Origin of the sequence: Shinella sumterensis (assembly GCF_004514425.2) — a bacterium.
Classification (GTDB): domain Bacteria; phylum Pseudomonadota; class Alphaproteobacteria; order Rhizobiales; family Rhizobiaceae; genus Shinella; species Shinella sumterensis.
This window is the reverse complement of record NZ_MYFN02000001.1, coordinates 430,501-444,976: the sequence shown is the minus strand read 5'-3', so window position 1 is coordinate 444,976 and position 14,476 is coordinate 430,501. Positions and strand designations below refer to the sequence as shown.

At 60.6% G+C, this 14,476-nt stretch carries 13 protein-coding genes; 6 read left to right on the top strand and 7 right to left on the bottom strand.

Going from position 1 to position 14,476, the window contains the following annotated elements; genetic code table 11:
* Nucleotides 1-39: 39 nt before the first annotated feature.
* Complete coding sequence (locus tag B5M41_RS02155; protein WP_230639953.1) at nt 40-1,191, bottom strand: ABC transporter substrate-binding protein; 1,152 nt, start codon at nt 1,189-1,191, stop codon at nt 40-42.
* Nucleotides 1,192-1,603: 412 nt separating this feature from the next.
* Here B5M41_RS02155 and B5M41_RS02150 point away from each other — a divergent pair, with 412 nt between their 5' ends.
* Nucleotides 1,604-2,491, top strand: a complete 888-nt coding sequence (locus tag B5M41_RS02150) for a LysR family transcriptional regulator (protein WP_134646542.1) — start codon at nt 1,604-1,606, stop codon at nt 2,489-2,491.
* Here the strand turns inward: B5M41_RS02150 and B5M41_RS02145 are convergent.
* The 6 genes from B5M41_RS02145 to B5M41_RS02120 form a co-directional block, all read right to left on the bottom strand.
* Nucleotides 2,480-3,967, bottom strand: coding sequence for an FGGY-family carbohydrate kinase (locus tag B5M41_RS02145; protein ID WP_134646540.1), 1,488 nt, complete (start codon nt 3,965-3,967; stop codon nt 2,480-2,482). The genes B5M41_RS02150 and B5M41_RS02145 overlap by 12 nt on opposite strands.
* Nucleotides 3,968-4,054: 87 nt before the next feature.
* Nucleotides 4,055-4,552 carry a secondary thiamine-phosphate synthase enzyme YjbQ gene (locus B5M41_RS02140; RefSeq protein WP_134646538.1) on the bottom strand — a complete coding sequence of 166 codons (498 nt, stop codon included), beginning with the start codon at nt 4,550-4,552 and terminating at the stop codon, nt 4,055-4,057.
* 13 nt (nt 4,553-4,565) lie between these two features.
* Nucleotides 4,566-5,276 (bottom strand): triose-phosphate isomerase, encoded by a 711-nt coding sequence (locus B5M41_RS02135; protein ID WP_134646536.1) that lies wholly within the window; start codon nt 5,274-5,276, stop codon nt 4,566-4,568.
* A gap of 5 nt (nt 5,277-5,281) precedes the next feature.
* Complete coding sequence (locus tag B5M41_RS02130; RefSeq protein ID WP_134646534.1) at nt 5,282-6,091, bottom strand: sugar phosphate isomerase/epimerase family protein; 810 nt, start codon at nt 6,089-6,091, stop codon at nt 5,282-5,284.
* Nucleotides 6,092-6,129: 38 nt separating this feature from the next.
* On the bottom strand, nt 6,130-6,906 hold the full coding sequence (locus B5M41_RS02125) for an SDR family oxidoreductase (RefSeq protein WP_134646532.1): 777 nt from the start codon (nt 6,904-6,906) through the stop codon (nt 6,130-6,132).
* Nucleotides 6,907-7,196: 290 nt separating this feature from the next.
* Nucleotides 7,197-7,637 carry a winged helix-turn-helix transcriptional regulator gene (locus B5M41_RS02120; RefSeq protein ID WP_134646530.1) on the bottom strand — a complete coding sequence of 147 codons (441 nt, stop codon included), beginning with the start codon at nt 7,635-7,637 and terminating at the stop codon, nt 7,197-7,199.
* A 105-nt stretch (nt 7,638-7,742) separates the two neighbouring features.
* Here B5M41_RS02120 and B5M41_RS02115 point away from each other — a divergent pair, with 105 nt between their 5' ends.
* The 5 genes from B5M41_RS02115 to dhaL all read left to right on the top strand — a co-directional run bounded on the left by B5M41_RS02115 (nt 7,743) and on the right by dhaL (nt 14,470).
* Nucleotides 7,743-8,957, top strand: coding sequence for an MFS transporter (locus B5M41_RS02115; protein ID WP_134646528.1), 1,215 nt, complete (start codon nt 7,743-7,745; stop codon nt 8,955-8,957).
* Between the two features lie 237 nt (nt 8,958-9,194).
* The gene (locus tag B5M41_RS02110; RefSeq protein WP_134646526.1) at nt 9,195-10,142 is read left to right on the top strand and encodes a substrate-binding domain-containing protein; all 948 of its coding nucleotides are present in this window, start codon (nt 9,195-9,197) and stop codon (nt 10,140-10,142) included.
* A gap of 73 nt (nt 10,143-10,215) precedes the next feature.
* The gene (locus B5M41_RS02105; protein WP_134646524.1) at nt 10,216-11,715 is read left to right on the top strand and encodes a sugar ABC transporter ATP-binding protein; all 1,500 of its coding nucleotides are present in this window, start codon (nt 10,216-10,218) and stop codon (nt 11,713-11,715) included.
* Complete coding sequence (locus tag B5M41_RS02100) at nt 11,705-12,667, top strand: ABC transporter permease (RefSeq protein ID WP_134646522.1); 963 nt, start codon at nt 11,705-11,707, stop codon at nt 12,665-12,667. Before B5M41_RS02105 ends, B5M41_RS02100 begins: the two co-directional genes overlap by 11 nt.
* A gap of 36 nt (nt 12,668-12,703) precedes the next feature.
* Entirely contained in the window at nt 12,704-14,470 is a 1,767-nt protein-coding gene (gene dhaL, locus B5M41_RS02095; RefSeq protein ID WP_134646520.1) for a dihydroxyacetone kinase subunit DhaL, read from the top strand.
* The last annotated feature ends 6 nt before the right edge of the window (nt 14,471-14,476 follow it).

Genomic DNA, 14,476 nt, shown 5'->3' with positions numbered 1-14,476 from the left:
CCCGAAGCCGCCCTACCCCCGTGAGGATGAACCTATCGCTCAGGCCGCCTGAACGTTCGACCAGACGCGTTCCCACTTCTCGGGCGAGGAAGGCTGATCAAACATGAAGAGGTCGGCGATCTCGTTCGAGCGATCCATCAGGAACAGTTTTCGCTCGGTTTCATTCGAGATCGAACGCAGATCGACTGTCGTCGAGCATCCCGCCACCTCGCCGATCTTCTTCATGACCGCAGGCGAGATCATAAGATCGATGAAGCTGTTGCAGAGATCGAACTTCGCGCCGTCCTGAACGCCCGAGGTGACCAGCCAGGTATCAACCCAGCCGAGACCGCCTTCCTTCATCTTCAGCGCATGCCGGAAATCGACTGGCGCGGCGCCTTGCGCTTCGGCCGTCAGCAACTGCCGGAAGACCTGTGCGAACTCGGTCGCGGCGACGACTGCACCGCTTTGCAGAAGCTGGAACAGTGTCGGATTGTCCTGGTAGCGGGTGAGAAGCAGGCTCTTCTGCTGGATCAGAAGCTTCTCAACCTCCGCAAGCTCTTCATCGGACAGGACATACGGATTGAACGGCTTTCCGTCCGGACGCGGCTTGTCCCGGCTGCCGAGGCGATCCGTAACCAGGAGTGCCGCAAGCGCGATGTTCTCCTCGAAGCGCGCGCTGGTCGACAGCATGCCCGAGTAGTCGGAACTGAACATGCATTCGAGCGTCTCGGTTCGTTCCGGCTGAACCTTGCCGGCATCATAGGTAATACCGTACGCGCCCCAGCAGAACGGGAAGCCGATCTTCTTGCCGGATTTGGGATCGGAAAGGACCTTGAACGCTTCGGCTTCAAATTCCGGCAGATAACCGGAGGCGTTCGGGACCTTGGAATAGTCCACCGCCCGCAACAGCCCCTCACGGAAATACAGTTGCGGCCAAAATCCGTCGGCCTGCACGAGGTCGAATTCCTTTGAACCGCCAACGCGAAGCTTGTTGTAGGCTTCGGAATTGCCGTCGAAGAAGGAAGGGACGAACTTGACCTTGTTTGCCTCCTCGAAGGCCGTGATCTGGTCGGGAAGCAGATAGGCTTCCCACATCAGCGCACGAACCGTATCCGGGGCCGCCCAGGACGGGCGCACAAAAGGCATAGCGAGCGCTGTTGTGGCGCCGGCGACAAGAACGCTTCTGCGCGTAAGCTTGGTGTCAAACATGTAGGAATTCCCCTTCGTTGTTCTGGTTCGACATGTTGCCTGCATTTTAAGAATGATGCGCCGTTGCCACTTGGATGGCGGCGCCGCAACGTTGACCTGCGCCGATGGCTCGATGACGTCATAGGCACGGAAATCTGTTGCACTGGCGACATATGGCGGGCGCCAAGACAAAGCCTCCAATATCCTGACAGACCGTCATTTTCCCCGCACGCCCCAGGCCAATCCTCGACGCAATTAAGAACCAGAAAGCCGCTGGCAACAAGGACGATTGACGAATTGATTAATTCACCGAAATTATTAATTCGTCGACTCTTTTCGCCAACGTCACGATGCCACCTCGACCTGCTTTTATGGCCGGTTCGGGACGACGACAATTGACAAGGAAGGGTTCGCAAATTTATCGTCCCTGCTTATGAATATTCAATTGCGGCATATAAAGTCGTTCATCGTCGTTGCGCAGGAGAAGAGCTTCTGCCGGGCGGCGGAGCGTCTCAACGTGTCGCAGCCGGCCCTTTCCCAGACCATCATTCAACTCGAGACGAACGCCGGTTTCCCATTGTTCACGCGCACCACACGCGCGGTCAGCCTCACCCCTTTCGGCGAACAGATGCTGGCAAAAGCGCTGGCCGTCAGCCGGTCCATGGATCTGTTCCAGGAGGAGGCACGGCGGGTCCAACTGGCTCTCAAGAGCGAGCTGCGCGTCGGCTTCATGATCGGGACGGCGGTGGAGTTCATACCGGCGATCGTCAAGGAATTCGAGCGGGTGCGGCCCGATGCAATCCTCAAGCTGAAGGAATACGACTTTTCGGATCCGACCGCCGGCCTGATTTCGGGAGAGGTCGACTGCGGCATCATCCGCCCTCCGATTGGAGACGAAGACATCAACATCGTCGAAATAACACGCGAGAAGTGTGTCGTGTGCCTGCCGACAGGACACCCGCTGGCGGCAAAGGAAACCGTTGTTCTCGCGGACATTCTGGACGAGCCGTTGATCGGGGCGCCGACGCCGGGACAATGGCGCGACTACTGGCTGGCCGGAGAATACCGAGATGCACAACATCCCGCGCAAGTCGTGCTCGAGGTGGCAACCGTGGAGTCGGAACTGCAGGCCGTGGCAATGGGCCGGGCCATCAGCATCACGGCAGACAGCACGGCGCGTTACTATGCCCGGCCGGGTGTCGTCTTCCGCGACATCACCGACATGCGCGAATGCATTATCGGAATTGGCCACCGCGGTTCTCCCACGGCACTCATGGCTGACTTCATCGACGTCGTCAGGCGGATTTCGTCATCCATTTGACGGGAATTCGGAGAAGACCGGCCCGAGTGAATCGTACAATCGGCAAAACAAGCGATATTGCCGCTCGACTTGGGAATTTGTCAGATCCGGATAGTAAATCGTCTTCATCCGGACACAGTCCTCGGCCGCCGCCTCATAGGTCGCATAGTACCCGGAAGACACTGCGCCGATGATGGCCGCACCGAGACTGGGAGCCTCTTCCTCGGCCGGGACTGCGACCGGCAGACCACAGATGTCGGCCTTGATCTGCGACCACAGGGCCGATTTGGCGCCGCCGCCTGTCGAGATGATTTTCTCGAAGGCGATGCCCGACGACTGAAGGTTCTCGATGTTCTTCCGCAGAAGGCAGGCGACGCCACACATGATGGCCAGGGCAAAGTCATAGGCGTCGTGGGCAATGGTCGCGCCGAAGAACACGCCGGTTGCATTAGGATCGAACTCGGGTGGATTCACACCCGTCAGATAGGGCAGAAACGTCAGGCGGGGATCGATCGCCTTTCGGCTGCATCGCGCATCCAGGTCCGCGAAGGAGGTCTCCGGCAGACATGCGTTCTTGAACCATTCCAGGCTGATGCCACCGGATTCGCAGACCGGAAGATAGATGTAGCTGTCTTTGAAAGGTCCGCAGTAGACCGGCACGGTCGTGGCTGCCGAAAACGGGTTTTCGACGAGGGTCGCGATCGAGGACACAGTTCCCGCCGATTCGCTTACGATACCTTGCACGGTATTGCCTGTACCGATCATGGCGGCGAAGTGATCCAGCGTTCCGGCGTTAACGAGACAGGCCGGTGGCAGGCCGGTCATTGCGCGGATGTCGGGCAGGATTTCTCCGACCACGGAGCAAGGTTCCATGAGCACAGGCAACCGGGAGACGTCGACTCCGCAGTATTCCAGCGGTGCTTCCCAATAGGTTTTGCCGACGATGTCAAAGTAATGGGAGAACGGATAGATCGAGTGCTCGCCGATGAATCGTCCGGTCAGGAGGAAGATGATATAGTCTTTCAGCAGAAGAAATTTTGCAGCGTTCTGGAAGCATTCCGGCTCGTGGTGCTTGAGCCACAGGATCTTGGTCAGAGGCCAGGTGGGGATGATCTCTGGCTGTCCTGTGATCCGGTAACAGGTATCCTTGTCGAACAGCGCCGACAGTTCGTCGCATTCGCTTCGAGAGCGCATATCCAACCATGAAATGCCGTTGCGCAGCGGCTCTCCTTGCGCATCGGTGACAACCAGCGATTCCGCCTGCCCTGTAATAACCAGTTGATCCGGATGCCAGTCCTGAACAGCAGCTGATTTTTGGACACAGGAGCGGATCAGGCCGACGATTTCGCTGAAATATTGCTTTGCATCGAATTCGACAAAGCCGTTCACATGGATATAGGCCACCGCCTTGCTTTCCATGGCAATAGGCCTCAGGTCGCGCGTATAACAGGCGACCTTTGTGTTGGTTGTTCCCAGATCGAGGGTAATGATCCCCATCGGCGGCACAACTCCTTCTTCCACCGTATCGTCGTTGTCAGCCTGCTCGCATTGCCGACGCCGTCGCGAAAGCAGGCTGCGGCTCGGCTATTCGCCGACGATCTGCACCCGGACAGTGCGCTCCCTCGGTCGGGTCTGATCCAGATCGGCGAAGTAGATCCGGCCGAACTCACCCAGGGTCATTTTCCCGTCCAGCAGGGGGATGTTTTCCGAGCGGCCAAGCAGGGAAGACCGAATATGACCGTCAGTGTTCAGGCACCAGGCATTGAGCTCGCCGCGAAGTTCGAAGGCCTGTTTGGTGTGATAGGCGCCAGGGTGAAGATACTGCCCTTCATATTTGCAATCAGGGATGATCTTCTCCAGGCAATTGATCGTGTCCTGCAGGATGAGCGGGATCTTCGCATATGTCTCCGCCTCCGAATCTTCTTGGATCAGCACGCTGCAGCTGGTGTGCTGGCTGAACACGACGACGATGCCATCCTTGATACCAGCCTCTGCGACGATCGACGCGACCTTGTCGGTGACGTCCTCGAAATAGATGCCATGGGGCGAATTGACCGGGATCGTTTTATGAAACACGGGCATGCGTCCAACTCCTTTAATCTGTGGTTCTCTCGCGATACGCTTGGCTCATCGCTTCGATCATGCGCGAAAGCATGCCCTTGGGATCCGCGGCGCGCATGATGGCGCTCGTCGAGCCCGTGCCGTCGGCACCGGAACGAATGATCTGGTAGACGTCATGTTCGTCGCTGATGCCGGCCCCGTGCAGAACGAGAATGTCGTTCCCGACAGCCTGCACGGCGGCATTTATCCTTGCGACTTCCAGCGCATCGTCCTCGCTGCGCTTGCCGCCGCCGATAAGGGCCGGAGATTCCGCCAGCACCATGTTGGGCCGCAGCATCGCCACGGCCGCGCTCTCCTCGACGGTGGCGGCGCAAACGAGCGTGGCAAGGCCGACATCGTCCGCGCGACGGATTGTCTCGTTGAGAACCGACAGGCCCAGCGGTTTTTCCGCGTGGTTCAAGAGAACGCCGACAGCGCCTGCCTGCTTGAGGGCTTCCGGCAAGACCGCGCCGACGCCACGGCCAACCGGATTGGCATCCATGTGCTGGGCAAAGACCTTCAAATGCGTGGTGGCGTGCGCGATCCTCGAAATGTCGGTGTACTGCGCCGTAAAAATAATATCGACGTCGAACTTTCGGCACAGCGCATCCGCGTGGATCGCCAGATCAAGCGCCTCATCGCCATACATGTAGACCTTGGGGCCGATCTCGAAATACGGCGCTTTCAGCTTGAACGGCCTGAACATGACCGTCAGATCCTGGCGAGAATGCTGTTCAGGTAGTCGGCAGCTTCCGGCAAGGTCACATCAGGCTGCCCTATCGTGCTGCATTCGAGGCTGATGAACTTGTCGTAACCCGTCGCCTTGAGGGCCTTCAGGCCACGCTCCCAATCAATACTGCCCCTGCCCGGCGTGCACCGGTTGTTGTCGCCCAGATGGACATGCCGGATCGAGCCGGCGACCGCAGCAATGGCGTCCGCGATATCGGCCTCCTCGATCGACATGTGGAAGAAGTCAGGCAGGACGCCGACCTCTTTCATGTCGAGCTTCGCGGCAACGCGGGCGCAATCGACGATACTGTTCATATAAGGGCTTTCGTAGCGGTTGATGCCTTCCAGCAGAACGGCCGCTTCGGTACCGGCAACGGTTTGCGCAATCTCCCTGTATGCGGCAAGGAAGCCCTCTTCCTGCTCCGGCGTCATCTGCTTGTAGACGTCGAACAGGGGCAGAGGGTCCTGGGGGCCCAGGAGATATTCGATTTCGGTAATCGCGCCGATCCTGGCGCAGACTTCCGCCGCTTCGATGTAGAGCGCCTTCGTCGCGGCCCGCTCATCGGCATTCTCGCTCATCAGCTTTCCGGCTGCGGGCGACATGAAGAGGAACTCGCAGGGAACGACACCCGTGTTGTTTTCGAGTGTCAGCAGTTCCTCGAGTTTCTCGTCATTCCAGCCTGCGCGGTCCGCGAAGACGGTCACGCCGCTATAGCCCCAGCGCCGCAGGAGATGCGCCTTCTCGGTCAGCGTCTTTCCCGGAACCATGATATTGGTGCACGATAAAATCATTTCATTTCCTTCGGGATATCGCTTCCGATGCAGCGCGCTCAAAAGCAGGTGTAGGCGCCATCCACGATGAAGTCGGAACCTGTTGTGAAGGAGCTGGTGTCTCCCGCCAGATAAACCGCGATCGATTGCAGTTCCTCCGGATTGCCCATGCGCTTGATGGGCGAAAGTTCGTTCCATTGATCGATGAGCGGAACGAGCGCCGGCGAGTTGAGGGTCATTTCCGTCGCCATATAGCCCGGGCTGATCGTGTTGACGCGGACGTTTCGCGTTGCCCATTCCACGGCCATTGCCTTGCACATCTGAATGACCCCCGCCTTGGACGCCGCGTAGGACGCCTCCCGCTGCGGAACATTGACGATGTGCGCGGACATCGACGCCGTGCAGATGATCGACCCCTTGCCCTGCTTCAGCATGACACGACCGGCGGCTTGCGCGGTCAGGAACGTGCCGTTGAGGTTGACCTCGATGATCTTCTTCCAGTCATCGTACGTGTCGTCCTCGACGGCGACTTCGTTGGAGATGCCGGCATTGCAGAATGCGATATCGAGCCTGCCGAGCTCCGACAGGATGCGATCGATCATTTCGTTCACCTGCTGCGGGCTGGTAATATCCGTCCTGATCGCGATCAGCCTGTTCGAGGTCGCCGACGATATCTCGGCGCATGTTCTTTGCGCCTCGTCCAGATCGAGGTCGACAATGGCGACCTGCGCGCCCGCTTCCGACAAGGCCGTCGCAATGGATTTTCCGATGCCCCTGGCCCCACCGGTGACGAACGCGACCTTGCCGTCCAGTCGCATTTTTTCGAGAATACCCACAGTGAACCTTTCCCCACAGTGACTTTGCCTTTTGTCCATGGACAAATGGCTTTGAGAACTACGTCGTACGACATTCCGGGCGCGGAATTCGGCGGATCGGAAGGCGGCAACAGGCGCAGACGCGCACCGCCACAGGTGAGCCCGCCGGCAATGAATTTGCAGCCGCTCAGGCTGTGTTGCCGGACGTCGCGACCGACCGGCCATCTAACCTGGTCAAATTATGCATGCGGCGATGGCGGCAACAATGACGAAGAGTGGAATGACTAATTTGCCTGGATTATTAATTGGACTTAGCCCGTGACCACTGTGTCTTGCCAGTTGACGGGCCGGCCGTCGGCGGACTGGACGACAAGTCTTGCGATTGGCGCACCGTTTTCCCGATCCACCAATGAGGAATGCGCCTCACCAGCCGCAAACAGGAAATCCTCACCCCACTGACGTAGCGCGACGATGACGGGGAACAGGCCTCTGCCTTTTTCCGTCAGGACATATTCGCGGTAGGCGGTTCCATCGGAGGCGGGCGCAGTCTCGAAAATTCCGCGTATCACGAGGTCGCGCAATCGAGTGGCCAATACGCCCCTGCTGATACCAAGCCCGGTCTGGAACTCGCCAAAGCGGCGCTTGCCATCGAACGCATCACGGATGATCAGGAGCGACCACCAGTCTCCGATCGCGTCAAGCGAACGCGCCACGGGACATCCCGAGTTCCACAGGCTGACGCGTTTTACCATCCTTCCAAACCTCCACTACGCAAACCAGTTCTATCTTAGAACTAGATTTGCACCAGGCCAAGTGGTCTCTCGGTGAGACTGAAACAGCACTGCGAGGTATACGGAATGGTTGGGAAGATCGCGCACGACGTGCCGGTAAAGGGATTGTCGAGGGTCACGACATTGGTTCTCGCGGCCGCCGCAGGTTCGAGCGTTGCAAACATCTATTACGCGCAGCCACTGCTCGACTTGATGGCTCATGACCTCGGGATTTCGGCGGCCACCATAGGCATGATCGTGATGGTCACCCAGATCGGATACGGCTTAGGGCTGATCTTTATCGTGCCGTTGAGTGATCTTGTCGATCGCCGCAAGCTTATCATTGCGCAAGGGTTGCTGTTGGCGATTGCCCTTTTGATCGTCGCAGCGGCGGGAGCAAGAACGGTGCTCTTGCTTGGAATGACTGCTGTCGGCTTATTGGCCGTTCTCGTGCAGGTCCTGGTCGCCCAAGCCGCAGCTCTGGCCACGCCAACTCAACGGGGCAAGGTGGTCGGCACGGTTACCAGCGGCGTGGTGACGGGCATCCTCGCCGCCCGATCCGTCGCAGGCATCGTTGCCGATATCGGCGGGTGGCGCGCTGTATATCTTGCATCCGCATTTGTGACACTTGTGATGGTCGGCATTCTCATGTCGGTTCTGCCGCGGCGATCCCAAGAACGCGGTTCGGAGACATATATTCGCGCACTCATCTCGACGCCGGGCCTGTTTCTGCGGGAACGCATGCTTCTATCGAGAGGCGCAATCGCGCTTCTCATCTTCGCGTCCTTCGCCACTTTCTGGACCGCACTCGTTCTCCCGCTCAGCGCACCGCCGTTTTCCTACTCTCACACCCACATAGGCTTGTTCGGGCTGATCGGGCTGGCAGGAGCGATAGGCGCAACATGGGCCGGAACACTTGCGGATAGGGGCTATGGTCGATGGACCACCGGCATTTCCTTGGTGGTCCTGGTCGCGTCATGGGGATTGATCGCCCTGCTTCCGCTCTCAATGACCGGGCTCGTTATCGGCGTTTTCCTGCTGGACCTGGCGGTCCAAGCCGTCCACGTCAGCAATCTCAGCGTCATCGTCGCTTTTAGTCCGGAAAAGAGCGGACGCCTGATTGGAGCGTATATGGTGTTTTACTCGGCCGGCAGCGCTCTCGGAGCGATTGGCGCCACCTCAGCCTATGCACAGTTCGGTTGGCAAGGCGTTGTCATGCTGGGCGCTACATTCAGTGCGATTGCGCTCATAGCGTGGATCGCCAGCCTGTTTCCCGAGAACACCGATCGCTCAACCGCGTAGCGGAGCCTTCAGGCGAGTGCGCGCGTTGGGCTGACGTGTGGTTCACACCATCCCGCCGACCACATTAGGCCTCAGGGTTTCCACTGCTCCTCGGGGCAGACACCGCGCGCAGTTTACTCTTGTATTTTCAAACTTACATGTGTATCTGATAACGCGGAGGCTGAGGGTTACGGGATTCGAGGCCGCCATGCACCATTCAGGCGGGAGGAGACTTCGCCTGATCCAAGGGAGATCATCATGAAGAAAATCGCCATACTGTTGGCTTGCGCGACCGCGCTTGCCCTGCCCTTCACCGCGACGGCACAGGACGCGGAAGGCACAACCAAGAAGGATGCCTATCGCTTCGTCGTCGTGCCGAAAGTCGTGCATCCCTGGTTCGACAAGGTAAACGAAGGCGCCCAGGCTGCCGCTGCGGCCATCAAGGCCCAGACCGGCTCCGACGTCGAAGTCATCTATTCCGCACCGCAGGCCGCCGACGTGGTTCAGCAGAACCAGATCATCGACAGCGCGCTTGCGACCCAGCCTGATGGCCTGGCGCTCGACCTGCTCGACCCCTCGGGCAACCGCGCCTCGCTCGAAGAAGCGCAGAACCAGAAGATTCCGCTGGTCATCTTCGATTCCGTTCCGCCGGAAGGCATGGCCATCCCTTACATCGGTTCGGATTTCTGCGAGCAGGCGAAGATCGCGGCCCGCCGCCTCGTCGAGGTTCTCGGCGGCGAAGGCGAAGTCGCCATCATGCAGGGTGTTCCCACGGCGCCGAACCACTCGATCCGTGCCGAATGCCACCGCCAGGTCTTCGCCGAACATCCTGGCATCAAGGTCGTCGCCGAAGGCATCGACAATGACAGCATCGAGACGGCCCAGCAGCAGGCTGCCGCCATCATGCAGGCAAATCCGAACCTCAAGGGCTGGGTTGCTTCGGACGCCGCGGGCCCGATCGGCATCGGCCAGGCGATCGTCGAAGCCGGCAAGCAGGGCAAGGTCACGCTCGTCGGTCTCGACAATCTGCCGGAAATGCTCGACATGATCCGTGACGGCGTCGCCGACAGCTCGTCTGCTTCGCAGCCGGAGCTGCAGGGCTATTGGTCCGTCATGCTGCTTTGGGCGCAGGCGACCGGCGCCAAGGTGCCCGGCTATCTCGACACTGGCAACGCCTTCCTGACCAAAGAAAATGTGGGCGGCTGATCCGGGAGGATCGGATGCCTGAGGCGCGGGATTCCCGCGCCTCCTCCATTTCTTACAGGCGCTGAGGTGCCCCATGGCTTATCTTGAAACCCGCGGCCTCGGCCGGGATTTTCCCGGTGTGACCGCGTTGAACGGGGTCGATCTTTCGATCGAACTCGGCCGCACGCATATTCTCGCGGGCGAGAACGGTGCGGGCAAATCCACCCTCGTGAAGATCCTGACCGGTACCGACCGGGCCTCCCGCGGCGATATCCTCATCGACGGCCGCAACCCCGTCGAGGATCCCTCGCTTTACAAGAATGTCGCCTACGTTCCCCAGGAGCTCAATCTGTTTGCGCAGATGAGCGTTGCCGAGAACCTGTTCATGCCGTTCAGCCGGACGGGCCACGGCGGGCTCCTGGTCAACCGCGGCGCCCTGGTCGAGGAAGCACGCGGCTATCTCGAACGCTTCGGCATCGAGGCCGATCCGCGCGAGCTCGTGGCCAACATCTCCGTTTCGGACCAGCAGCTTCTTCAGATTGCCCGCGCCTGCACAAACGCAGACATGAAAGTGCTGATCCTCGACGAACCCACGTCATCCCTGACGCGCGTCGAGGTCGACAGGGTCTTCCGGGTGATCCGTGGCCTGCTCGACCGCGATCACGCCATCGTCTTCATCAGCCACAAGATGGACGAGGTCTTCTCGATCGGTGACGACTACACGGTCCTGCGCAACGGCGAGAAGATCGAAAGCGGAAAGATTGCCGACATTTCCGAAGCCGACCTGATCCGCGCCATGTCCGGCCGCGACATCGCGTTCGAGGAGCACTTCCGTCCGCAGGTGCCGGTTAGCGACACGATCATGACCGTGCGCGGACTTGCCGGGCCGCGCTTCCAGGATATCGACTTCGAACTGCGCCGCGGCGAAATCCTGGGGTTTGCCGGGCTCGTGGGCGCCGGCCGCTCGGAGGTCATGCAGACGATATTCGGCTTCCTCAAAGCCAAGGCGGGCACGGTCACCGTCGAAGGCAAGCCGTGGGCACTGAACGACACGGCCGCCTCCGTTGATGGCGGCATGCTCTATCTCTCGGAAGAGCGCAAGCATCACGGAATCTTCCCGCTGCTTTCTCTGCGCGAGAACATCGGCATCTCCATCCTGTCGCTGACGAAAGGTACGCTCGGCATCAGCAGCGGACGCGAGCGTGAGGCCGTGCAGAAGATCATCGACGAATACGGTATCCGCACTTCGGGCATGGGCAAGCGCATATCGCAGCTTTCGGGCGGCAACCAGCAGAAGGCCATCATCGGCCGGGCGATGGCGACGCGGCCCCGCGTGCTGATCTTCGACGAGCCAACGAAGGGCATCGACATCCGCACGAAGACCGAGATCTACCGGATCATGAAGGGCCTTGCGGAAGAGGGCGTGGGCGTCATCCTCGTCTCGTCGGAACTGGACGAACTCAAGAAGTGCGCAAGCCGCATCATCACGATGCACCATGGCCGCATCACCGGCGCGTTCGATACCGCCGAAACGAACAATGAAACACTCGTAGGCGCCATCTTTGGCACGGAGGCGAAAGCCGATGCAAACTAAACCCCTGGCACTTTTGACGCGCAGCCCGCTTGCCGGCGTTTTCGTCGCGCTGGCCGTCATCTTCACGCTTTCCGCGCTGATCTCCCCCTATTTCCTGACGCCCTATAACCTGTCCGTCATCGCGCGCGGCCTCGCCTTCGTCGGCCTCATCACGATCGCACAGTCGATGCTGATGGTTCTCGGCGAACTCGATCTCTCGCTCGGCGTGATCGGCGGCCTGTGCGGCGTCATCTCCGGCATCCTCATGGTGCGGCTGGGTGTTGAACCCTATTCTGCGATGCTTCTGGCCGTTCTGCTCGGCGCCACGCTCGGTCTCGTGAACGGCCTGCTCGTAACCATGCTCAGGCTCCATTCCCTGGTACTGACCATCGGCACGGCCGGCATCTTCGGGGGCGCGAACCTGGTGCTGACGCGCGGCGTGGCAATCACCGGCATCCCGAAGGACGTCCAGTATCTCGGCCGCGGTGATGTGCTTGGCATGCCCGTCCCCTTCGTCATCATGCTCGCGGCGCTCGCTGTCGCCACCTTCGTGATGCTGAAGACGCCCTTTGGCCGCTACATGTATGCGATCGGCAACAACCAGGCCGGCGCGCGCATGCTCGGCATCAAGGTCGACAAGGTCCGCCTCCTCGTGTTCGTCGTCGCCGGCGCGATCGCCGCCCTGGCCGGCGTGCTCATGGTCGCCCGTCTCGGCACAGCGCAGCCATCGATCGGCGAGACATGGGTGCTCGCGCCCATCGCAGCCTCCGTCATTGGCGGCGTTGCCACGACCGGCGGCGTCGGCAGTCCGATCGGCGCCATCTTCGGTGCAGGTATTATCGCCATCATCGAGAACATCATCGTATTGTTCGGCGTCTCGCCCTACTGGCAGGGTATCGTCTCGGGCGCGATCGTCGTACTCGCCATTTCCTTCGACGCCATTTCCCGCCGCTATCTGCGTCGCGACGCGTGACGCATCGGCTGCATCGATCTGACGAAAGACAAGAGAATGAACCAGGAAGTCAAAACCAAGAAATTGATCAACGCCCCGGAAAACATCATCGCCGAGATGATCGAGGGCATGGTCGGCGCGCATCCCGACATGCTGCGGGTGGAGGGTGAAACCGGACGCGCCGTTGTTGCGGCCGATGGTCCGCGCGACGGCAAGGTCGGCATCGTCGTGGGGGGAGGTTCGGGCCACGAACCGGCTTTCGCGGGCTATGTCGGACGCGGCCTCGCCGATGCCGCCGCCGTCGGCAACGTCTTCGCATCCCCCTCGCCGTCGCACATCGTCGAAGCGGCCCGTGCGGTGGATGGCGGTGTGGGCGTGGTGATGCTCTACGGCAATTATACCGGAGATGTCCTCAACTTCACCATGGCCGCGGAAGAGCTGGAGCAAGCCGGCATCGCGGTGCGTCATGTGGCAGTCGCCGATGACGTCGCCTCCGCGCCGATCGAACGCAAATCCGAACGGCGCGGCATCGCCGGCGACTTCTTCGTGTTCAAGATCGCAGGCGCAGCCGCCGATCTGGGCGAGCCGCTGGCCCGCGTCGAGGCGCTCGCGCACGCAGCAAACGACGCAACCCGTTCGATGGGTGTGGCGCTCAGCCCGTGCTCGCTGCCACAGACGGGCAAACCGAACTTCACGATCGGCGACGATGAGATGGAAATCGGCATGGGGCTTCACGGCGAGCCCGGCATTCGCCGCCAGAAGCTCGCGACGGCGGACGAGGTGACGGACGAACTTGTTGACGCCATCTTGGGGGAACTCCAGGTCGAGGCCGGTCAGCGCGTCGCTGTTCTGGTCAACGGGCTGGGCGCCACCTCGCAGATCGAACTCTATGTGATCTTCCGCCGCGTCAAGCAGCGCCTGGACGCGCTTGGCGTCGAAATTCACGCATCCTGGGTCGGTGAGTACGCGACATCGCTGGAAATGGCCGGCGCATCGGTCACGATGATAAAGCTCGACGATACGCTCCAGGCCCTGCTGGATCATCCGTGCCGAACCCCCGCTCTTGTCGTCGGCACCTTCGAGAAGACGAGCGGTGTCGCATCGCGCAGCCGCCAGAGCGCCAGACTGGTCGAAAGCGCGGCCCCGTCTGAAGGAAAACCCGGCGTTCTCGTGACGGAGGGCGACGTGACGCCCGCCATTTTCAAGGCGATGATGGATGCGGTAGGCGAGCAGATCATCGCGGAGAAAAACTGGCTCTCCGAACTCGACGGCGTGATTGGCGACGGTGACCACGGCGTGACGATGGAGATCGGCTGGAGAGCGGTCCAAATGGCGCTCAAGGATGCCCAGGACGACGAAACGATCGAATCCATCTGCAAGCGAATGGCCAAGGCCTTTCTCGATGCGGTCGGCGCATCCTCCGGCCCGCTCTATGCCACCGCGTTTCTGCGCGCCGGCACAGCCGTCAGCAACCGTCTCAATCTCGACGGCGCCGGCATGGCCGAATGGCTGATTGCCGCCTGCCAGGGTATTCGCGACCGAGGAAGGGCCGAACCCGGCGACAAGACGATGGTCGATGCATGGGTCCCGGCCGTCGAGGCGGCCGCAAAGGCGGCGGCCAATGGCGGCTCGTCGCTTGACGTGCTGGTCGCGGCAAGAGATGGCAGCGAGGCCGGAATGAAGGCGACCGCCGCGCTGGAATCGCGCCGGGGCCGTTCCGCCAAGCTCGGCGAACGCTCCGTCGGCCATATCGACCCTGGCGCGGCATCGACCTACGTCACCCTGCGCGCCATGACCGCCGCCCTCGAAAAGGCGCGTGGCTGATCGATA

Coding starts and splice junctions, on each gene's coding strand:
- B5M41_RS02155 (WP_230639953.1), bottom strand. CDS start 1,191: ATGTTTGACACCAAGCTTACGCGCAGAAGCGTTCTTGTCGCCGGCGCC.
- B5M41_RS02150 (WP_134646542.1), top strand. CDS start 1,604: ATGAATATTCAATTGCGGCATATAAAGTCGTTCATCGTCGTTGCGCAG.
- B5M41_RS02145 (WP_134646540.1), bottom strand. CDS start 3,967: ATGGGGATCATTACCCTCGATCTGGGAACAACCAACACAAAGGTCGCC.
- B5M41_RS02140 (WP_134646538.1), bottom strand. CDS start 4,552: ATGCCCGTGTTTCATAAAACGATCCCGGTCAATTCGCCCCATGGCATC.
- B5M41_RS02135 (WP_134646536.1), bottom strand. CDS start 5,276: ATGTTCAGGCCGTTCAAGCTGAAAGCGCCGTATTTCGAGATCGGCCCC.
- B5M41_RS02130 (WP_134646534.1), bottom strand. CDS start 6,091: ATGATTTTATCGTGCACCAATATCATGGTTCCGGGAAAGACGCTGACC.
- B5M41_RS02120 (WP_134646530.1), bottom strand. CDS start 7,637: ATGGTAAAACGCGTCAGCCTGTGGAACTCGGGATGTCCCGTGGCGCGT.
- B5M41_RS02115 (WP_134646528.1), top strand. CDS start 7,743: ATGGTTGGGAAGATCGCGCACGACGTGCCGGTAAAGGGATTGTCGAGG.
- B5M41_RS02110 (WP_134646526.1), top strand. CDS start 9,195: ATGAAGAAAATCGCCATACTGTTGGCTTGCGCGACCGCGCTTGCCCTG.
- B5M41_RS02105 (WP_134646524.1), top strand. CDS start 10,216: ATGGCTTATCTTGAAACCCGCGGCCTCGGCCGGGATTTTCCCGGTGTG.
- B5M41_RS02100 (WP_134646522.1), top strand. CDS start 11,705: ATGCAAACTAAACCCCTGGCACTTTTGACGCGCAGCCCGCTTGCCGGC.
- dhaL (WP_134646520.1), top strand. CDS start 12,704: ATGAACCAGGAAGTCAAAACCAAGAAATTGATCAACGCCCCGGAAAAC.